General features: G+C 57.9%; 12 protein-coding genes and 1 tRNA gene. 7 read left to right on the plus strand and 6 right to left on the minus strand.

Going from position 1 to position 20,449, the window contains the following annotated elements; all coding sequences use genetic code 11:
* Positions 1-4: 4 nt before the first annotated feature.
* A tRNA-Arg gene (locus D0C27_RS08910) sits at positions 5-79 on the minus strand.
* A gap of 243 nt (positions 80-322) precedes the next feature.
* On the opposite strand from D0C27_RS08910, the gene D0C27_RS08915 reads away from it, so the two are divergent.
* Both D0C27_RS08915 and D0C27_RS08920 read left to right on the plus strand, forming a co-directional pair.
* Complete coding sequence (locus D0C27_RS08915; RefSeq protein ID WP_035269225.1) at positions 323-1,216, plus strand: c-type cytochrome; 894 nt, start codon at positions 323-325, stop codon at positions 1,214-1,216.
* A gap of 180 nt (positions 1,217-1,396) precedes the next feature.
* Complete coding sequence (locus tag D0C27_RS08920) at positions 1,397-1,999, plus strand: hypothetical protein (protein ID WP_137430800.1); 603 nt, start codon at positions 1,397-1,399, stop codon at positions 1,997-1,999.
* Between the two features lie 181 nt (positions 2,000-2,180).
* On the opposite strand, the gene D0C27_RS08925 is transcribed toward D0C27_RS08920, so the two are convergent.
* Complete coding sequence (locus D0C27_RS08925; RefSeq protein ID WP_137430801.1) at positions 2,181-3,716, minus strand: 3-hydroxyacyl-CoA dehydrogenase; 1,536 nt, start codon at positions 3,714-3,716, stop codon at positions 2,181-2,183.
* Positions 3,717-3,747: 31 nt separating this feature from the next.
* Positions 3,748-4,980, minus strand: coding sequence for a CaiB/BaiF CoA transferase family protein (locus D0C27_RS08930; protein ID WP_137430802.1), 1,233 nt, complete (start codon positions 4,978-4,980; stop codon positions 3,748-3,750).
* A gap of 246 nt (positions 4,981-5,226) precedes the next feature.
* Between D0C27_RS08930 and D0C27_RS08935 the strand changes: the two genes are divergently transcribed.
* The 5 genes from D0C27_RS08935 (at position 5,227) to D0C27_RS08960 (ending at position 14,431) form a co-directional block, all read left to right on the plus strand.
* A complete protein-coding gene (locus tag D0C27_RS08935) occupies positions 5,227-6,198 on the plus strand; it encodes an NAD(P)H-dependent flavin oxidoreductase (protein ID WP_009462684.1) in 972 nt (323 codons plus the stop codon).
* A 13-nt stretch (positions 6,199-6,211) separates the two neighbouring features.
* A complete protein-coding gene (locus D0C27_RS08940; protein WP_083054302.1) occupies positions 6,212-6,955 on the plus strand; it encodes an enoyl-CoA hydratase/isomerase family protein in 744 nt (247 codons plus the stop codon).
* Positions 6,956-7,174: 219 nt separating this feature from the next.
* Positions 7,175-11,908 carry a glutamate synthase-related protein gene (locus D0C27_RS08945; protein WP_137430803.1) on the plus strand — a complete coding sequence of 1,578 codons (4,734 nt, stop codon included), beginning with the start codon at positions 7,175-7,177 and terminating at the stop codon, positions 11,906-11,908.
* Between the two features lie 33 nt (positions 11,909-11,941).
* Positions 11,942-13,414, plus strand: a complete 1,473-nt coding sequence (locus D0C27_RS08950) for a glutamate synthase subunit beta (protein ID WP_137430804.1) — start codon at positions 11,942-11,944, stop codon at positions 13,412-13,414.
* Between the two features lie 780 nt (positions 13,415-14,194).
* The gene (locus D0C27_RS08960; RefSeq protein ID WP_022983381.1) at positions 14,195-14,431 is read left to right on the plus strand and encodes a hypothetical protein; all 237 of its coding nucleotides are present in this window, start codon (positions 14,195-14,197) and stop codon (positions 14,429-14,431) included.
* A 329-nt stretch (positions 14,432-14,760) separates the two neighbouring features.
* On the opposite strand, the gene D0C27_RS08965 is transcribed toward D0C27_RS08960, so the two are convergent.
* The 3 genes from D0C27_RS08965 to hemE all read right to left on the minus strand — a co-directional run bounded on the left by D0C27_RS08965 (position 14,761) and on the right by hemE (position 20,431).
* The gene (locus D0C27_RS08965) at positions 14,761-16,836 is read right to left on the minus strand and encodes a UvrD-helicase domain-containing protein (RefSeq protein WP_137430805.1); all 2,076 of its coding nucleotides are present in this window, start codon (positions 16,834-16,836) and stop codon (positions 14,761-14,763) included.
* Positions 16,837-16,975: 139 nt separating this feature from the next.
* Positions 16,976-19,069 (minus strand): primosomal protein N', encoded by a 2,094-nt coding sequence (locus D0C27_RS08970; RefSeq protein WP_137430806.1) that lies wholly within the window; start codon positions 19,067-19,069, stop codon positions 16,976-16,978.
* A gap of 285 nt (positions 19,070-19,354) precedes the next feature.
* Positions 19,355-20,431 carry a uroporphyrinogen decarboxylase gene (gene hemE / locus D0C27_RS08975; RefSeq protein WP_009462699.1) on the minus strand — a complete coding sequence of 359 codons (1,077 nt, stop codon included), beginning with the start codon at positions 20,429-20,431 and terminating at the stop codon, positions 19,355-19,357.
* Positions 20,432-20,449 lie beyond the last annotated feature (18 nt).

Genomic DNA, 20,449 nt, shown 5'->3' on the forward strand with positions numbered 1-20,449 from the left:
GTTCTGGCGCGTCCGACAGGAATCGAACCTGTATCGAGGGCTTCGGAAACCCTAATTCTATCCATTGAACTACGGACGCCAAGCTCGCTATTGTAGCGCGAGTTTGGAGTTTTTTTCAGCATCTATCCGGCAATTATGAGTGCGCTAAATCAAGAGTCAGATACAAGAGCGACACACTCCGCTATAATCCATGGTTGCGCGATCTGGGTCGGTGGCTTGGTAGACACGTCCTTGCGCACACCCATTAGGTAGGCGCAAGCCTTTATTGGTGGCCTTTAAAGGCCCTCCCGTCATTTCTTGTACGAACTCGCAGGATCCGATAATGAGCAACACGGAACAAAAACCCGAAGAACACAACGAGGGTCACTCAGCCATGATCAAAACCCCTAAACAATTGCTTGTGACCGTGGCTCTGGCTTTCTTGGTGCCCATCGCGATTATTGTCATGCTGGTCAGCCTGGTTACCTCCACCATGGGTGCAGGTGCTGGCTCCGCCGCCCTTTCCCCTGAAGCCATTGCAGCCCGCATTCAGCCTGTTGCCGGTTTCAAACTGGTTGACGCCAATGCCGTCAAAGAACTGAAGACTGGTCAGCAAGTCTACGAAACCACCTGTACCGCCTGTCACGGCGCCGGTGTAGCCGGTGCGCCTAAATTTGGCGACAAGGGCGCCTGGGGCGAGCTGATCAAGCTGGGTCAGGACGAACTGGTCAAGAACGCTATTCACGGTATCCGCGCCATGCCTGCCAAGGGTGGTAACCCTTCGCTGGACGACATCGAAGTGGCTCGTGCCGTTGCTTACATGGCTAACGCTGCTGGCGCTGACTTCAAGGAACCCGACGCTCCCGCACCAGAAGGTGAAGAAGCTGACGCCAAGCCTGAAGCTACCGCAGCTGCCGATACCAAGCCTGCTGAAGAAGCTCCTGCTGCAGAAGCCCCCAAAGCAACTCAAACCGCTGCTGCTGATGACAACAAGGTCGACCCGGCCGGTATCAAGCTGTACGACACCATCTGTTTTGCCTGTCACGCAGCCGGTGTTGCTGGCGCGCCCAAGTTCGGCGATCAAGCGGCCTGGAAGCCATATATCGAATCCGGTATGGACACTATGGTTCAAAAAGCCATTCACGGTGTAGGCGCCATGCCTCCACGCGGTGGCTCGCAAGCCTCCGACGACGAAATCCGTGCTGCCATCCAGCACATGGTTAACGCCGCCAAGTAAGACTGCGACAAGGTTCTGGCACCGAACAGAGCCTGCGAATACAAAAAGCCCGATGAATATTCATCGGGCTTTTTTATTGCCTGAAACGGTTTGCAGGTGACTGATGCAGAAGCTGCCCCCTACAATCTAGCCCTCGGATCACTGCACCCTGCAGCTATCAAACAGCTGCGGATACTTACCATGACACGTATTACTTCCGCTGCCCGTCTGGCCGTGACGGGCGTCTTGTCAGCCCTTGCCGCTTTAATTTTTCCTTCGGCTCAGGCCTTCGCCAATGCGTCGACAACGGCAGCCACACCGAGCACAGCGCAGGCTACTAGCATCCTGAATCGAGATAGCCTGGAGCAGGCTATGCACACGCTGCTACAAGCCACCATGGCCAGAGACCTGGAAACAATTCTGCAATTTCAGTCGCCGCGCAAAATTCAGAAAATTGCAAAAGCAATGGGCAAGGACCATGCGGAGACCATTGCCGAACTGATCCGGGTAGGCCGCTCTATGGATGAACATCAACCCGTACAGATTCTGTCTGGCCACTACGACGTGGATACTGCACAGTTCGGCAGAACCAGCACAGGACGCGACTACGCCGTACTGAACTACAGTCGTACTTTCAAAAAGGACGGCAAGACCTTTGAGCTTAGTTACCCCACTTTAGCCAGCGTAGATGGCAAGACGATTTTCATCATCCCGCTCAGCGAGGATGCGCTGCTGCCCGAACTGATCGAGCTGTATCCCGATCTGGCTTCGGTGAAAATACCCGCGACCAAAACACAGAAGTAATAGTCTGCTCTCCTGGAGCCCTGAGCCCGGCCTAAGCATCCGTTTATTGAGCACCTGGTTCAGGCTGCCAATAAAAAAGCCTGAGTCCGGTGTCATCCCGGACTTAGGCCGACTCATAAGCTTGTAGGCTGATCTACCTCTAAAACACGCTATAAAGCGCCCAAGAGAGCAATCTCAGGCCTTACTGCGCCTTGCACTGAGCCAATGCCGTCAAGGACATACCCAGTTGGACACGGCGTTGCAGCCAGGGGCTGGCGCGGTAGCGCATATCGCCCGTGACAGCTTGCAGGGTGTTCAATACATCCAGCAAATCACGCGAGCCGACGGCATCACCCATGGACAGCGGGCCATTGTGCGGATAACCCAGGCCCAGACGCACAGCGGCGTCGATATCTGATGGGGTAGCAATCTGCTGCTGAGCGATATCGCTAGCGATGTTCACGATGGTCGCCACTAAACGCTGGGCCACAAAACCGGCAGAGTCTTCGATCACGCTAACCGCCGTACCATCGCTGGCCAGCATGGCCCAGGCTTGATCGCGCCATTCTGGTGTGGTCGCAGCCGAGCACATCAGCACGCGGCGGCGGCCTTTTTCCAAGCCGAACAAGGTATCCAGCGCGACGGTGCGAGCTGGGTCCAGGCCATGCAAGGACACCAAAGTCGCCACGTCTTCACCGTAAGGCGTCAACAGAATCAGCGCATCAGCAGGTGGCTGGTCGCCTTCCACCACTTTCACGCCCAGTTCGCTCAGCAATTGCAGCGCGCGAGCCTGACCTTGCTCATGGTAAGGCGAGACCCACACAGGAGCAAAGGAGGTGACAGCGGGAACAGCAGGCTCTTGAGGAACCTGTTTCTTGCCATCTTCATACTTGTAGAAGCCTTCTCCGTTCTTGCGACCAAACAATTTACCGGCGTGACGCACGGCGGTAATGGGCGAAGGACGGAAGCGCGGCTCGTCGTAGAACTGACGGTAAATGGACTCCATGACCGGATGGGACACATCCAGCGCGGTCAGATCCAGCAGTTCAAAGGGCCCCATGCGGAAACCGGCCTGCTCGCGCATGATGACGTCGATCTGGTAGAAAGGCGCCACGCATTCCTGGGCGATTTTCAGGCCCTCGATGTTCATGCCACGACCGGCGTGGTTCACGATAAAGCCGGGCATATCCTTGGCGCGCACCGGCGTGTGGCCCATATCGCGCGACACTTGCATCAAGGCATCGCCCACTTCCGGCGAGGTGCGCAGGCCGTCGATAACCTCGACCACTTTCATCAGCGGTACGGGGTTGAAGAAGTGATAGCCAGCCACGCGTTCGGGGTGGCGGCAAGCTTGGGCAATGGCGGTAATGGACAGCGAAGAGGTATTGGAGGCCAGCACACAGTCGGCCGACACAATCTCTTCCAGCTGTTGCAGCAAGCCTTGCTTGACGTCCAGACGCTCCACAATGGCTTCCACAACCAGATCGGCAGGGGCAAGAGCTTGCAGATCGCTGGCGGTTTGCAGACACGCTTTGGCCGCGTCCACCTGTTCAGCGGTCATGCGGCCTTTTTCTTGCAAACGACTCCAGACGGCGTGTACATCCGCCAAAGCAGCCTTGACCGAGTCCGCATTCAGGTCATACAGCAAGACCTGCTTGCCAGCCTGGGCAGCGATCTGGGCAATGCCCCTTCCCATAGCACCTGCGCCAACAATAGCGATGGTTTGTATCTGTTTCATGATTCACAACCTGATCGAAAAGCAATAAAAATTAAGCCTGTGCTGCGGAGCCGGACACCAAGGCCTCGACTTCGTCGGGCGACAGCTCCAGCACTCGTGCCAGGACCTCGCGGGTATGTTCTCCCAGACGCGGGGGCGCACTGCGATACTGCACCGGCGTGGCCGACAAACGTAAAGGACTGGCTACCGAAGGCACGCTCCCCCCCTGCCCGGTCGGCAAGTCCAGGCGCAAGCCGCGCGCCAGCACCTGCGGGTCCTGATAAACCTGTTCCATCGTATTGATGGGCCCGGCTGGAATACCCACGGCTTCCAGCGTCTGCAACCAGCTATCGCGCCTGCGGCTTCGCATGATCTGCGCCAGCATGGGCACCAACTCGTCCCTATGCATGACTCGTCCGGCATTGCGCGCAAAACGGGGATCATCCGCCCACTCGGGGTGACCCAGCTCCCGCGCAAAACTGCGAAACTGGGCATCGTTGCCCACCGCCACAATCAAATGCCCGTCACTGGCCTCAAAGACCTGATAGGGCACCAAATTCTGATGTGCATTGCCGGGGCGCTGTGGCGCCTGTCCGGTACACAAGTAATTCATGTTCTGGTTGGCCATCATGGCCACCTGACAATCCAGCAGAGCAATATCCAGATGCTGACCCAGGCCACTACGGTGGCGCTCCACCACGGCTGCCAGCACAGCCACGGTGGCGTACATGCCTGTCATGACATCGGCCACAGCCACACCCGCTTTTTGCGGTTCACCACCTGGCTCACCTGTCAGGGACATCAAACCACCCAGCCCCTGGATCATGAAGTCATATCCTGGACGACTTGCATAGGGGCCAGTCTGCCCAAATCCGGTAATCGAACAATAAATCAGGGCCGGGTTGATGGCTTGCAGGCTTTCATAGTCCAGTCCGTACTTTTTCAGGCCACCGACCTTGAAGTTTTCCACCAGAATATCGCAGCGACTGACCAGCTGACGCACCACCTCAGCACCTTGTGCAGTGCCTATATCCAGGATGATGGACTCTTTATTACGGTTGGCAGCCCCAAAATAGGCCGCATCTTCCGTGTCCGCCCTGTGACCATCCTGCAGATACGGCGGCCCCCAGCCTCGGGTGTCGTCCCCGGCACCGGGACGTTCGACCTTGATGACTTCCGCACCCAGATCAGCCAGGTTTTGAGTACACCAGGGCCCGGCCAGCACGCGCGTCAAGTCCAGAACACGCAATCCCGCCAAGGGCGCTTTTCGTTCAGTCGTGGTCATAGCAAACAAAAATCCTTCAAGTCGCTTATTGTGCACTACGTCTTCTTAGTCCGGTCTACGGACAGAAAAAAGTGCTCAAACCATGGTCATTTTCGAGGCCGGAGGAATTTGTGCAGCGCACCAAGCCGGGCGACGATAAACCGTCCTAGAATAGGTGACGATAGATTATCAGCGGCAGATCTTCCTTGCAGGACCCCGCCCCTTCAAGAGGCAGGGCACTTCTTTCGATAACAGGAGACCGACCTTATGCCATCGGCATTAACGCAGCAGCTTTATCAATCTATGACCCTGCCTGTAATGGCAGCGCCCATGTTCATTGTTTCGAACCCCGCTCTGGTGATTGCACAATGCGCCAGCGGCATCATCGGTTCCGTCCCCGCCTTGAACGCCCGCCCCCAGGAAAAGCTCAAGGATTGGCTGGACGAAATCGACGACACCCTGGCCGAACTACGCGAGCGCCATCCCGAGCGCCGCATCGCCCCCTACGCCATCAACCACATCATCCACCAATCCAACGACCGCCTGGAGCAGGATTTACGTGTGTGCGCCGACCACAAGGTGCCACTGGTGATTACCAGCCTGCGCGCCCCGCAAGACATCGTGCCGCATGTGCACGCCTGGGGTGGCAAAGTCTTTCACGACGTGACCACCTTGCGTCATGCTGAAAAAGCCCTGGAAGCCGGTGTGGATGGGCTGATCGTGGTGGCTGCCGGTGCAGGCGGTCACGCCGGTACCTTGAGCCCCTTTGTGCTGGTTAACGAAATCCGTCAGATTTTTGATGGCCCGATTGCCCTGTCCGGCGCCATGAGCCGGGGTCGCGACATTCTGGCGGCCCAAGCCATGGGGGCCGACATGGCCTACATCGGCACGCGCTTCATTGCCAGTACCGAAGCCAATGCCTCGGACGATTACAAAAATATGATCGTCAAGGGTCGTGCCGCCGATATCGTCTACACCCCACTGTTTACCGGCATTCCCGGCAACTACCTGAAGGACAGCATCCGCGCGGCAGGCCTGGACCCGGACAAGCTGGACAGCGAAAAAAATGCCGACACCGCCTTCGGTTCGGGCATGAGCAAAGCCTGGCGCGACATCTGGGGCGCTGGTCAAGGCATTGGTGGCATTGACTCGGTGGAATCTACTGCCGACATCGTGGCCCGTTTGCATCGCGAATACCAGGAAGCCAAGGCTGCACTGCTGGCCTCCCCCTTCGCCTGAACAGGAGCACGCCATGATACGGACTCATGACGCAGGCCATTGGCTGGAAGTCATTCTGGACCGCCCGGAACGACGCAATGCCTTGACTGGCCCCATGTACGAAGAGCTGGCCGACATCATCGACCAGGCCAATCAGAACCAGAAATATCGTGCCCTGATTCTGACCGGCGCGGGCGAGCATTTCTGTGCCGGCAACGACATCTCGGAGCTGTCCAATGTGCGCAATAGCGACATGCCGCCACCGATCAAATTCCTGCGCAGTCTGGTCCAGGCCGACATCCCACTGATCGTGGCCGTAGAAGGTCACGCGGTGGGTATTGGCGTAACCTTGCTGCTGCATGCGGACTTTGTGTACGCGGCCCGTGACGCGCGTTTGCGCATGCCCTTCACCGCACTGGGCCTGTGCCCGGAAGGCGCCTCCAGCCACCTGCTGGCGCAGTACGTGGGGCCACGCCGTGCCAACGAATGGCTGCTGCTGTCACAAGCCTTCAGTGCCGAGCAAGCCATGGAAGACGGCCTGCTCACTGAACTGACCGACCACGGCAATAGCCTGGAAGCCGCCCGTGCCTGCGCCCACGCGTTGTCCGAGCAGCCTCCCATTGCCTTGCGCACCAGCAAGCGTCTGCTACGAGAACCCCAGCGCGAAGTTTTGCTGGAGGTTCTGGAACGCGAGCGCAAGCTGTTTTCCAAACTGCTGGAAGGCGAAGAAGCTCTGCAAATTCTGGGGCAAATGAGCCAGAACCGCAGCGGCAAATAGCGCTTGTGTGGACCTGATTTCTGCGCAAACCCGCATGTGCAGCGATCTTGCCACACTGCACCCGGTTCAGACGGGTGATAAGGGGCCTGTGAGAGCAGGTCCCTAATTTTTTTTACCGTATTCGCAAAAAAATCTTGCGTGCAAAAAAAAAATCGCTGTATTTTATTTTTTGCGCTGCAACAAATGCACCGCTTTAACACGTTCTTTGCGGATACGCCCATGACACACTCCTGTCCCCCCCAAGCCCAAGGCTTGTACCTTCCCGCTAACGAACACGACGCCTGCGGCGTCGGATTTATCGCACACATCAAAGGCCAGGCGAGCCACGCCATCATCACCCAAGGCCTTAAAATCCTGGAAAACCTTGATCACCGCGGCGCTGTAGGCGCAGATCCCTTGATGGGCGACGGTGCAGGCATTCTGATCCAGATCCCCGACCAGCTTTACCGCGAAGAAATGGCCGCTCAGGGCGTGACCCTGCCGCCCCCCGGCGAGTACGGCGTAGCCATGGTGTTCCTGCCCAAGGAAACCGCTTCCCGCCTGGCCTGTGAACAGGAGCTGGAACGTGCGGTACGTGCCGAAGGCCAGCACATGCTGGGCTGGCGCGATGTGCCGGTGGACAGCACCATGCCCATGTCGCCCACCGTCAAGGCCAACGAACCGGTGATTCGCCAGCTGTTCATTGGCCGCGGCCCGGATGTGATGGTGCCCGATGCGCTGGAGCGCAAGCTGTACGTGATCCGCAAGACCGCCAGCCACGCCATCTACCGCATGGCATTGGCCCACGGCCAGGAATACTTTGTGACCTCGGCCTCGGTGCGTACCATCGTCTACAAAGGCCTGCTGCTGGCTGACCAGGTTGGCCGCTACTACCGCGATCTGGCCGACCCTCGCGCCTGTTCCGCCCTGGCCCTGGTGCACCAGCGCTTTTCCACCAATACCTTCCCCGCCTGGCCTCTGGCCCACCCCTACCGCCTGATCGCCCACAATGGCGAGATCAACACGGTACAGGGCAACTTCAACTGGCTGCGTGCCCGTGAAGGCGCCATGGAATCGGCCGTGCTGGGTTCGGATCTGCAAAAGCTTTACCCCATCGTGTACGAAGGCCAGTCCGACACGGCCACTTTCGATAACTGTCTGGAACTGCTGGTGATGGCCGGCTACTCGCTGCCGCACGCCATGATGATCATGATGCCGGAGGCCTGGGAGCAACACGCCGAGATGGACGAAAGCCGTCGCGCTTTCTACGAGTACTACGCAGCCCAGATGGAACCATGGGATGGCCCTGCTGCCATCGCCTTTACTGATGGCCTGCAAATTGGTGCGCTGCTGGACCGTAACGGCCTGCGTCCCGCCCGCTACGTCATTACCGACGACGACATGATTGTGCTGGCCTCTGAAGCCGGTACCCTGCCTATTCCTGAGCACCGCATCGTCAAGAAATGGCGTCTGCAACCGGGCAAGATGCTGCTGATCGATCTGGAACAGGGCCGCATCATTGACGATGCCGAGATCAAGTCCCAACTGGCCAACACCCACCCCTACAAGCAGTGGATTGAACGCCTACGCTTGCGCCTGGACTCCCTGCCCAGCGTGCCCAGCGTGCGCCCCCAATTGGCCACACGCGACCTGCTGGATCAGCAACAAGCTTTTGGCTGGACTCAGGAAGACATCAAAGTCGTCCTGCAGCCCATGGCCAGCAAGGGCGAAGAGGCCACCGGCTCCATGGGCAACGACGCGCCGTTGGCCGTGCTGTCCGACAAGTCCAAGCCCTTCTACAACTACTTCCGCCAGCTGTTTGCTCAGGTTACCAACCCGCCTATCGACCCGATTCGCGAACAGATGGTGATGTCGCTGGTGTCCTTTATTGGCCCCAAGCCCAATCTGCTGGACATCAACAACGTCAACCCGCCGCTGCGCCTGGAAGTGTCCCAGCCCGTGCTGAGCCCGGCTGACATGAACCAGATCCGACGCATTGAAGCGGCCAGCAATGGCAAGTTCCGCAGCCAGGAACTGGACATCATCTACCCCAGCGCCTGGGGCCCGGAAGGCATTGAGGCCAGCGTGGCCGCACTGTGCGCCCGTGCGGCCGATGCCGTGCGCGATGGCTACAACATCCTGATCCTGACAGATCGCCGATGTGACGCCGAGCATGTGGCCATCCCCGCCCTGCTGGCAACCTCGGCCATTCACCAGCACCTGATCCGCATCGGTCTGCGTACCCGCACGGGTCTGGTTGTGGAAACCGGCTCGGCCCGTGAAGTGCATCACTTCGCCCTGCTGGGTGCGTATGGTGCCGAAGCCATGCACCCCTGGCTGGCTTTTGAAAGCCTGCAACATCTGGCCCAGGACCCGATCAACCAGATCGACGCCTCCCAGGCCGAGGGCTACTACATCAAGGCCATCAACAAGGGCTTGTACAAGGTCATGTCCAAAATGGGCATCTCCACCTACATGTCCTACACCGGCGCGCAGATTTTCGAGACCATCGGCCTGTCGCGCTCGCTGGTGGACAAGTACTTTGTGGGCACCTCCTGTCCGGTAGAAGGGATTGATATCTTCACCGTGGCTGAAGAAGCGCTGCGTCAGCACCGCGCCGCCTACAGCAAAGACCCCGTGCTGGAAAACCATCTGGAAGCCGGTGGCGAATACGCAGTACGCGTGCGCGGCGAAGCCCATATGTGGACCGCCGACTCCATCGCCAAACTGCAGCACGCCACCCGCAGCCAGAACTACAGCACCTACAAGGAATACGCCCAGCTCATCAACGAGCAAAGCCGCCGTCACATGACACTGCGTGGTTTGTTCGAACTACGTCTGGACCCGGCTCAAGCGATTCCTTTGGAAGAGGTGGAACCGGCTAGCGAGATCGTCAAACGCTTTGCAACCGGCGCCATGTCGCTGGGTTCGATTTCAACCGAAGCCCACGCCGTACTGGCCGTGGCCATGAACCGGATTGGCGGCAAGTCCAATACTGGTGAAGGTGGCGAGGACGAGTTGCGCTACCAGCACGAAATGCAGCACGGTAAAAGCGGCATTCGCCAGGGTGACACCTTGGCCAGCGTCCTGGGACAGGATCGCGTATTTGCCGACATTGAGCTGCAAGAGAACGATTCGCTGCGCTCGCGCATCAAGCAGGTTGCGTCCGGCCGCTTTGGCGTATCCGCCCAATACCTGTGCAGTGCCGATCAAATTCAGATCAAGATGGCACAAGGAGCCAAACCCGGTGAAGGCGGCCAGTTGCCCGGCCATAAAGTGTCCGAGTACATCGCCAAACTGCGTTACTCCGTTCCCGGTGTGGGCCTGATTTCTCCTCCCCCCCATCACGACATTTACTCCATCGAAGATTTGGCCCAGCTGATTCACGATTTGAAGAACGTGAACCCACAAGCAGATATCTCCGTGAAGCTGGTGTCCAAGGTCGGTGTGGGCACCGTGGCTGCTGGTGTTGCCAAAGCCAAGGCCGATCACATCGTGATTGCCGGTCACGACGGTGGTACGGGTGCTTCGCCCCTGTCCTCCATCAAGCATGCCGGTACCCCGTGGGAACTGGGTCTGGCTGAAACCCAGCAAACCCTGTTGCTGAACCGCTTGCGCAGCCGCATCCGCGTGCAGGCCGACGGTCAGATGAAAACCGGCCGCGATGTGGTGATCGGTGCCTTGCTGGGTGCGGATGAATTTGGCTTTGCCACCGCTCCGCTGGTCGTGGAAGGCTGCATCATGATGCGCAAATGCCATCTGAACACCTGTCCCGTTGGTGTCGCCACCCAGGACCCCGTGCTGCGCCGCAAGTTCAAGGGCAAGCCCGAGCACGTGGTGAACTACTTCTTCTTCGTTGCAGAAGAAGTGCGTGAACTGATGGCCAAGCTGGGTGTACGCCACTTTGACGATCTGATCGGTCGCAGCGACTGGCTGGATATGCGCAGCGGTATCGAACACTGGAAAGCCCAGGGCCTGGACTTCTCCCGTCTGCTGCACAAAGTGGATAACGAAGAGTCGCCACGCCAGATCGCGACCCAGGATCATGACCTGGAACACACGCTGGATCGCCAACTGATCGAGCGCAGCGCCGTGACCTTGAATCAGGGCACGCCGTTGTCTTTCATCACTCCCGTACGTAACCGCAACCGCAGCGTCGGTGCCATGCTCTCGGGCGTATTCACCAAGAAATACGGCCATCAAGGTTTGCCTGACGACAGCCTGCACATTCAATGCAAAGGCACGGCGGGCCAGAGCTTTGGCGCTTTCCTGGCGCAGGGCATCACCCTGGATCTAGTGGGTGAAGCCAATGACTACGTGGGTAAAGGCTTGTCCGGTGGACGCATTATCGTGCGCTCGCCCAACGACTTCCGTGGCTACGGCCCGGACCACATCATCGTGGGCAATACCGTGCTTTACGGTGCCCTGTCCGGTGCGGCTTACTTCAACGGCGTGGCCGGTGAACGCTTTGCCGTGCGTAACTCCGGTGCCAGCGCGGTTGTGGAAGGCGTAGGCGATCATGGTTGCGAATACATGACGGGCGGCACCGTGGTTGTCCTGGGCGAAGTGGGCCGCAACTTTGCAGCCGGCATGTCCGGTGGCGTGGCCTACGTGTGGGACCCGCAACGTCGCCTGCAACTGCGCTGCAACCCCGGCATGGTGGATCTGGAACCTGTCCTGAGCAAGGCCGAGCAAGAGATGAACAGCAGCATGGCGCAATGGCACAGCCGTAACGCCCAGGGTGAACGTCAGACCGACGATGCCATCTTGCAAACTCTGGTTCAGGAACATTTCAAGGCCACGGGCAGCTTCCAGGCCCGCGAGCTCTTGAAAGACTGGGACAGCGCCCGCGCACAATTCGTCAAAGTCATTCCACGCGAGTACCGCCGTGCATTGAGCGAATTGTGGCAAGGCCCGCAAGCGAGCAAAGCCGCCCCCAAAAGCAGTAAAACCCGCCGTTCGGCTTCGGCCTGAACCCTTCCCATCACCATCAGGAAACGACACATCATGGGAAAGACGACTGGATTTCTTGAGTTTCAACGTCTGCAAGAAGCCGTAGAAGCTCCTTTAAAGCGGGTCAAGCACTGGAAAGAGTTTGTCCAGGTATTGAACGACGAGCAGGCTGGCCAGCAGGCCGCCCGCTGCATGGATTGCGGCATCCCCTTCTGCCACAACGGCTGCCCGGTCAACAACATCATCCCCGACTGGAATGATCTGGTTTACCGCCAGCAGTGGAAAGAAGCGCTGGACGTGCTGCACTCCACCAATAACTTTCCGGAAATTACCGGCCGCATCTGCCCCGCTCCTTGCGAGGCAGCCTGTACCTTGAACATCGACCGTGCGCCCGTGGGGATCAAATCCATCGAGCACGCCATCATCGACAAGGGCTGGGCAGAGGGCTGGGTTGTGCCACAAGTGCCTACCCACAAAACCGGCAAACGCGTGGCCGTCATCGGCTCCGGCCCTGCTGGCTTGGCCAGTGCTCAGCAATTGGCACGCGTCGGCCACGACGTCACCGTGTACGAGAAAAGCGACCGCATTGGTGGCCTGATGCGCTACGGCATCCCCGACTTCAAGCTGGACAAACACTTGCTAGATCGTCGCATCGCCCAAATGCAGGCCGAGGGCGTGCAGTTTTGCCCTTCTACCTATATTGGTCAGGCACAAGATCAAGCCGCCCAGGAACCGGGGCTGACCGTGCTGTCCCCTACCGATCTTGAGCAACAGTTCGACGCCATCATCCTGGCCGGCGGCTCCGAAACCCCACGCCTGCTGGACGCCCCCGGTAGCCAGCTGCAAGGCGTACATCCCGCCATGGACTTCCTGCGTATCCAGAACCAACAAGTTGCCGGTTCACGTGGCACCCCCGCCATCAGCGCCCAAGGCAAACATGTCGTGGTGATTGGTGGTGGTGATACCGGCTCGGACTGCGTGGGCACCAGCACACGCCAAGGCGCAAAATCAGTCACCCAATTCGAACTGATGCCCCGCCCGCCCGAGCAGGAAAACACAGAGCTGACCTGGCCCTACTGGCCCATGAAGCTGCGCACCTCGTCCTCGCACGAAGAAGGCTGCGAGCGTGACTGGGCAATCAACACCGTAGAGCTGGAAGGCAAGAACGGCCAAGTCAAAGAACTGCGCGCCGTGCGGGTGGAATGGAAAACCGATCCCGCGACAGGCCGCATGAACATGACGCCCATTGCCGGTTCCGAAATGACCTTCCCCGCCGACCTGGTCCTGCTGGCCATGGGCTTCACCGCCCCCGTACGCCAAGTGCTGGACGCCTTTGCCGTAGAAGCCGACCAGCGCGGCAACGTCGCCGCCAACACGGATGACTACCAAACCAGCCGAGCCAAAGTCTTCGCCGCCGGAGACATGCGACGCGGCCAGTCCCTGATCGTCTGGGCCATCCGTGAAGGCCGCCAATGTGCCCGTTCCGTAGACGAGTTCCTGATGGGGAGTTCGACACTTCCCCGCTAAGCCTTCTTGGTAGTACCAGTACACAAACAGCCAGCCGCGATAAACGGCTGGCTGTTTGTCTTCAAGCGAACGAGATCACTTCCAGGCCCCCTGACTTCGCGGGTTCTTATTTGTTGTTTGCGGCTCGCTGCCTGCTGCCTGCTGCCTGCTGCCTGCTGCCTACAACTAGCCTACGAGCCTGTCATCCATATCTGCCAGCTTTATTTGCCTGGCAACGGATTGCAGCAAGAAGCAGCCAGAGCGATTAGTTGTGGGTTGTCGGCTGTTGGCTGTTGGCTGTTGGCTGTTGGCTGTTGGCTGTTGGCTGTTGGCTGTTGGCTGTTGGTTGCCATCATTCTGAAGCCCTTGCTGGCTTGAGGCTGGGTTGGAGCATTCAGGGGGCTTGCCGCCGTCTGGGGCTGTTGTAGGGATGCAAGCACCTTGCTGTTTGAGTTCAACGCTTGTGGTTTGTCCGGGGGACAAACCACTGAACGAGTTCAAGGTGCGCCCTACAACAGCCCCAGACAAGGGCACCGGTGCGCAGCACCGGCAAGCTTCCGCTCCGACCCAACCTCAAGCCAGCAAGGGCTGCCGCAAGGACTCCACTCCCCACCTAAAACCCGCAAAACCCTACACCCCCCCATAAGCCTTTGATTTAATTTCCCTTTCCAAATAACCCTAGGGTTTTCCCCTAAAAACCACAGGCTAATCCAATCCCTAGGGTTTACCCTTGCTTTTAGACTAGGGAAAACCCTATAATGAGGACTCGTAACTTAGACCTTCACCTTAAAGGGAAAGCAAATGTCTACCATGACCACTTACTCGCACTACATTCACTGGAGTGATGCTGTTGAGCGTGGGGTAATGCAGCATGCCCTGGAAAATGGTGAATCCGTGTCTTTAACTGCACTGACCAAAGCAGCGGCCAAACAAGTTTCCAAAGCCGCAAACGTGGTGTTCAAGTACATGGTCGAACTGACCCGTGCCTTGAACGAAGCCCGCATCCGCGATTCCCGCATGTCGGCCAGCTACTGGTAAGCCACGCATCACCGTCGTAACGCTCAAGCAAAACACCGCTTGATGTTGAAAAGCCTGCTGATTTAGCAGGCTTTTGTTTTTTCTGCGTTTGCCAATGCAGCCATTCCAAGGGCACACCTTCATGCACCGCCCAGGATCTTGACTCATTTGGCGCAAGCACCTCACAACGCGTCTCCCCTGCCCCAAGCTCAAGACAAGTCCTGGCACGGAGAGCGTTTCTTCCAGCGCCACAAAACATGAAAAAGGCCAGCAAAAGCTGGCCAGCAGAACTACGGTGCCTCACAAAACATAGGCCCAACACGAAATCGCCCTTGATCAAGAAGAACTACTCAAGACTTGCTCAACAAGTTCTTCAGCATATCCAGCCGCTGCTTGGGACTTAAAGCCGCCTGCGCCGGATCTTCCTGGGCACCAGGGTCTTCAATCTTCATCTCATCAATAAAGCGCGACCGCTCACGCACCAGATTCTCACGTGCGCGTCTGCGCTTCTTGCACCAGCTCAAGCGCAAGCTGCGTTGCGCACGCGTAATACCCACGTACATCAAACGCCGTTCTTCCTGAATACGCTGGGCCAGAATATCGGCTTCTTTATCCGGGTCTATATCTTCATCATCGCGCCCGATGTGCGGCAGCAGCCCCTCTTCCACCCCCACCAAGAACACATGTGGATACTCCAGACCTTTGGAAGCATGGAGCGTGGACAACTTAACCGCATCCGGGTCTTCGTCCTCGCCTCGTTCCAACATGGTGATCAGGGCAACTCGCTGCACCAAGTCATTCAGGCTCAGCTGATCGTCTGCCGCTTTGGACTTTAGCCAGGTAATCAACTCCAACACGTTTTCCCAACGGGTCTGCGCAGGGCGCTCGTCGAACATATCGTAGAGATAGCGCTCGTAATCAATCGCCCGCAGCAGCTCGTCAAGCAATTCGCTGACGGCCGTCTCGTGTCCTTCCTGATCGCTCTCTACCCGGTCCGCTCTTTGCTGGATACGGCCAATAAATTGCGCAAAGACACTTAAAGGCTCCAACTGCCTTTCCGGTAAGCGATCCGTCAGAGCGATTTGCGAGACGGCGGAATATAAAGACAGCTTTTGTTCCGCCGCAAACTGACCCAGCACCTGCAAGGTAGCCTGCCCAATCCCGCGTCTGGGTGTCGTCGCCGCGCGGATGAATGCCGGGTCATCATCGTCGTTCGCAACGACTCGCAAGTAAGACAGGATGTCGCGAATCTCGGCCTTGTCAAAGAAACTCTGCCCACCCGAGATGGTGTAGGGAATGCGCAAATTACGCAGCGCCTGCTCAAAGATCCGAGCTTGATGGTTGCCACGGTACAGCACCGCAAAATCTCGCCACTCGGCCTGACGCTCGAAGCGCTCTGCCGAGATACGCATGGCAACTGAATCGGCCTCGTTCTGTTCGTCGTCTGTCACGTGGACCTGGATAGGCTCACCAAAGCCCAGATCAGACCAAAGCTTCTTACCGAACACGACAGGATTATTGCCAATGACATTATTGGCGGCCTGCAAGATGCGCTGCACCGAGCGATAGTTCTGCTCCAGCTTCACGACTTTCAAGTCCGGGTAATCCTTGGGAAGCTGCGCCAGATTCTCCACGGTAGCGCCACGCCAGGCGTAAATGGCCTGATCGTCGTCCCCCACCACGGTAAACATATTGCGCTGACCGGTTAGAGAGCGCACCAGCCGATACTGACAGAGGTTAGTGTCCTGATACTCGTCCACCAGCAGATACTGCACCCGACGCTGCCAGCGCTCGCACACTTCCTGATTTTCTTCCATCAACTGCGCAGGCAGGCGGATCAGATCATCAAAGTCTACCGACTGATAGGCAATCAAGGTGGCGGCGTAGTCGCGGTAAATACGAGCCGCCTCGATCTGGCTAGGCGAGTTTGCAGCGCGCTCCGCATCGTCCGGCCCCATCAAGGCGTTTTTCCATAAGGAAATTTCCTGCTGAACGGACTTCAGGCGACCTTTATCCGTGGTGGCCAGCAGCTCCTGAATAATTGCCAGCGCATCGTTGGAATCCAGAATGGAGAAGCGTGGCTTCAAACCCACGTGCTGGGCTTCCTCACGCAACATGCGCAAGCCCAGAGAGTGAAAGGTGCTGACAGTCAGCCCTCGCAACAGCTTGGGATCCACCAAGGCGCGAATCCGCTCGTTCATTTCACGCGCCGCTTTATTGGTAAAAGTCAGCGCGACCACTTGCCGGCCCGTGTACCCACACTCACGCAGCAGATAAGCGATTTTCTGTGTGATCACCCGTGTCTTGCCACTGCCCGCTCCGGCCAGCACCAGGCAAGGCCCATCCATATACAACACGGCCTGACGCTGCATGGCGTTCAGGTCGGTGGGGACGGTATGGCCTGGTGTAGTGACGGAGGTGGACATGGTGAAATCAGTGAATACGAGGCAAGAAAACGAGGTTCAAAGCCAAACAGCGTGCAAAACTAAATAGCGCACAAGGATACACTCTGCTGTACCCGAGATGCTCCTATCGTCCCCTGCATGCACATGAGCCTGGAGAATCTTAAATTTCGAGAGGATCGACCTCAATCGTAATACGCACTTTATGCTGCTTGGCCAACTGGGCGACCTGGGGCGCCCAATAGCGCACGAAGGCTTGCAAGGCTGGGCGATGGGCGCTTTCCAACAGCAACTGGGCACGCTCGACTTTGGCAACGCGCAAAACACGTAAGGGCACGGGATCGTACAGGAAAACCTGATCCGCGCCGGGAAATTCATTCGGATATTCTTCAGGCAAACGACGTGCCTGGGTCAGCAATCGAATCGCATCTGCCAATTGCGGCGCTTCGGCAGACAGGAGCACCTGATAGGCAAAAGGCGGCAAGCCCACGGACTCGCGCTCGTTCAAGGCACTTTGAGCAAAGCCTATGTAATCGTGCTTGATCAGACTTTGATAAACCGCCTGCTCCGGGTAGCCCGTCTGGATGATGACATCCGCCCCTTCGGTATGGCGACCAGCCCGACCAGCCACCTGCATCAACTGGGCAAACAGACGCTCGGGCGCCCGGAAGTCATGGGCGAACAAGGTGGCATCGGCATTGAGCACGCCCACCACGCTCAGGCGAGTGAAGTCATGGCCCTTGGCGACCATTTGCGTCCCCACCATGATGTCCACTTCGCCCGCATGCACCTGCTCAAACAATTGCTGCGCGCTGCCCTTCAAACGGGTGCTGTCCGCGTCGATACGCACCAGTCGAGCATTCGGAAACCGCTCGCCCAGAAACTCTTCAATACGTTGGGTGCCACGACCCATAGGCTGCAAGTCCTGATCGCCGCAATCCGGGCAAGCACGCGGGACAGGAGCCTGGTAACCACAATGGTGGCACTGCAAATTGTGCTTGAAGCCATTTTGCCGGTGCAGCACGGTGTAAACCGTACAACGCGGGCATTGGGATAGCCAGCCGCAAGAGGCGCAATGCAGCACAGGTGCATAGCCACGCCGGTTAATGAAAACCAGAGACTGCTCGCCGCGCTCCAGACACGCTTCCAGCGCATCCAGCAGTTGGGGAGAAAAGCCCGACTCCAGGCGCAAATGGCGGGTATCGACCAGACGCACTCGCGGTAAGGAAACCTCTCGTGCGCGCTTGGGCAGACTCAACAAGCTATAGCGCCCTTGTCGGGCATGATTCCAGCTTTCCAGCGAAGGGGTGGCTGAACCCAGCACCACCGGCACTTTCAGATCGTAGCCACGCCACACGGCCAGATCCCGAGCGGAGTAGCGCAAGCCATCCTGTTGCTTGTAAGAAGCGTCGTGCTCCTCGTCCACAATAATCAGGCCCAGCTCGGGCATGGGCGTGAAAATGGACAGCCGTGTTCCCAACAAAATGCGCGCCTGACCACTGTTGACGCGCAACCAGGAGCGCAGCCGCTCACCTTCGGACAGACCGCTATGCAAGACAGCCAGCACATCGCCGGGCAAGACGCGCGCCAAACGGGCACGCAAGACCTGCTCGAACTGAGGTGTCAGGTTGATTTCGGGCACCATGAACAAGACTTGCCGACCGGCAGCCAGCACTTGCTCCAGCACCCGCATATAGACTTCGGTTTTCCCGCTACCCGTTACACCATGCAGCAATAAGCAGCTACCGGGTTTAGCCGCCACAATGCCATCTACTGCAGCCTGCTGTTCGGCATTGAGCACGGGCAGGACATCGCTGTCCACCGGCTCCACCTTCTTTTCCTTGCGCTTGGCCATGCGCAATACCGGACCACCAGCGGAACGCTTGCCCAGATAGGCAGAGGGTTTGCGCAAAGGCCCTGGCAAGGACGGCATCATGACCTCGCCCAGCGGACGGTGGTAATAGGTAGACGCAAAGCGCGCCATCCGCAACCAGTCCTCCGGGAAAGGAGGCAAGTCATCCAACAGTTGATCAATCGCTTTGACCTGCTCGGGCGGGTAGGAAGGTTGCTCCGGCAAAGCCACCACCACGCCTATCATCTGCCGCCGCCCAAAATGCACAATGACCCGCTGTCCGATCAGGACGGGCTCGTGGTGCTGATAATCAAACACCCCATCCAGAGGAACGTCCAAAGCCACATGCAGCCAGAAAGGTCCGGTGCTTGCCGATGCAGAAATAGCGTCAGGAGTGGCGATCATGGATGGTGGTTCAAAAAAGGGCTGGCCTGGCTGAAAGCCTGATAAGTCAAGAGCTTAGCGGCCTGTGGATAACTTTGGGGAAAATGACATGAACAAAAAATACAAAGATGCAAGCACAGATACAATTTAATTTTCAATATCTCTGAAATAAGGATAAAACACAGAGAAATCAACTAATTAAAACTGGGTATTGAAATTAAACCTTAAATATAAAGACCTCAAACCCAGCTCTGTCTGTGTGCATAACTTTGCGCACAAGCTGCGACAGCTCGTGCGCAAAGGCTATCAAACGCTGTGGTGACGACGGCTGTAGGAATGCACTTCGTCGACCAGAATGCCCACGGCTTCCGGGTCTGTGAAACGCGAAATACCGTGACCGAAGTTGAACACGTGACCGCCCTGACCCACAGGGCCAAAGTCGTCAATAACGCGACGGGCTTCACGGCGGATGGCTTCTTCGCCACCGAACATGGTCATGGGGTCCAGATTGCCTTGCAAGGCTAGTTTGTCACCAATACGAGCGCGCGCACGGGACAGGTTCACCGTCCAGTCCACACCCATGGCATCAGCGCCACAGCCAGCAATATCTTCCAGCCACATGCCGCCGCCCTTGGTAAAGACGATGACAGGGACGCGCTTGCCGTCATGCTCGCGAATCAGGCCATCAACCACTTTACGGGTGTAGGCCAGGGAGAATTCCTGGAACAGGGAGTCGGACAACACACCACCCCAGCTGTCGAACAGCATCACCGCCTGTGCACCAGCACGGATTTGATTGTTCAGGTATTCGCAGGTGGTTTGAGCATTGATTTCCAGCATACGGTGCATCAGGTCCGGACGCTGATACATCATGCTTTTCACCAGACGGTAGTCGTCCGAGCCCTGGCCTTCCACCATGTAGCAGGCAATGGTCCAGGGACTGCCGGCAAAGCCGATCAGCGGTACTTTGCCGTCCAGTTCCTTGCGGATCAGCGAAACGGCATCAAACACGTATTGCAGCTTGGACATGTCCGGCGCTTCCAGCGCCATGACGTCGGCTTCGTTGCGTACAGGACGGGCAAAACGCGGGCCTTCACCAGCGACGAAATCCAGACCCAGGCCCATGGCGTGTGGCACGGTCAGGATGTCCGAGAACAGAATGGCGGCATCCAGATCGAAACGACGCAGGGGCTGCAAGGTTACTTCGCACGCAAATTCGGGATTCTGAGCCAATTGCATGAAGGAGCCAGCCTGGGCACGGGTGGCATTGTATTCAGGCAAATAACGCCCGGCCTGACGCATCAGCCAGATGGGGGTGTAAGGCACAGGTTCGCGCAACAGCGAGCGCAGGAAAACATCGTTTTTTAATTGAGGTAAAGACACGGCAATCCCTATTGAAAA

It is taken from the genome of Alcaligenes faecalis (assembly GCF_005311025.1).
GTDB lineage: Bacteria > Pseudomonadota > Gammaproteobacteria > Burkholderiales > Burkholderiaceae_B > Alcaligenes > Alcaligenes phenolicus.

Coding starts and splice junctions, on each gene's coding strand:
- D0C27_RS08960 (WP_022983381.1), top strand. CDS start 14,195: ATGTCTACCATGACCACTTACTCGCACTACATTCACTGGAGTGATGCT.
- D0C27_RS08940 (WP_083054302.1), top strand. CDS start 6,212: ATGATACGGACTCATGACGCAGGCCATTGGCTGGAAGTCATTCTGGAC.
- D0C27_RS08945 (WP_137430803.1), top strand. CDS start 7,175: ATGACACACTCCTGTCCCCCCCAAGCCCAAGGCTTGTACCTTCCCGCT.
- D0C27_RS08935 (WP_009462684.1), top strand. CDS start 5,227: ATGCCATCGGCATTAACGCAGCAGCTTTATCAATCTATGACCCTGCCT.
- D0C27_RS08925 (WP_137430801.1), bottom strand. CDS start 3,716: ATGAAACAGATACAAACCATCGCTATTGTTGGCGCAGGTGCTATGGGA.
- D0C27_RS08930 (WP_137430802.1), bottom strand. CDS start 4,980: ATGACCACGACTGAACGAAAAGCGCCCTTGGCGGGATTGCGTGTTCTG.
- D0C27_RS08970 (WP_137430806.1), bottom strand. CDS start 19,069: ATGATCGCCACTCCTGACGCTATTTCTGCATCGGCAAGCACCGGACCT.
- D0C27_RS08965 (WP_137430805.1), bottom strand. CDS start 16,836: ATGTCCACCTCCGTCACTACACCAGGCCATACCGTCCCCACCGACCTG.
- D0C27_RS08915 (WP_035269225.1), top strand. CDS start 323: ATGAGCAACACGGAACAAAAACCCGAAGAACACAACGAGGGTCACTCA.
- D0C27_RS08920 (WP_137430800.1), top strand. CDS start 1,397: ATGACACGTATTACTTCCGCTGCCCGTCTGGCCGTGACGGGCGTCTTG.
- D0C27_RS08950 (WP_137430804.1), top strand. CDS start 11,942: ATGGGAAAGACGACTGGATTTCTTGAGTTTCAACGTCTGCAAGAAGCC.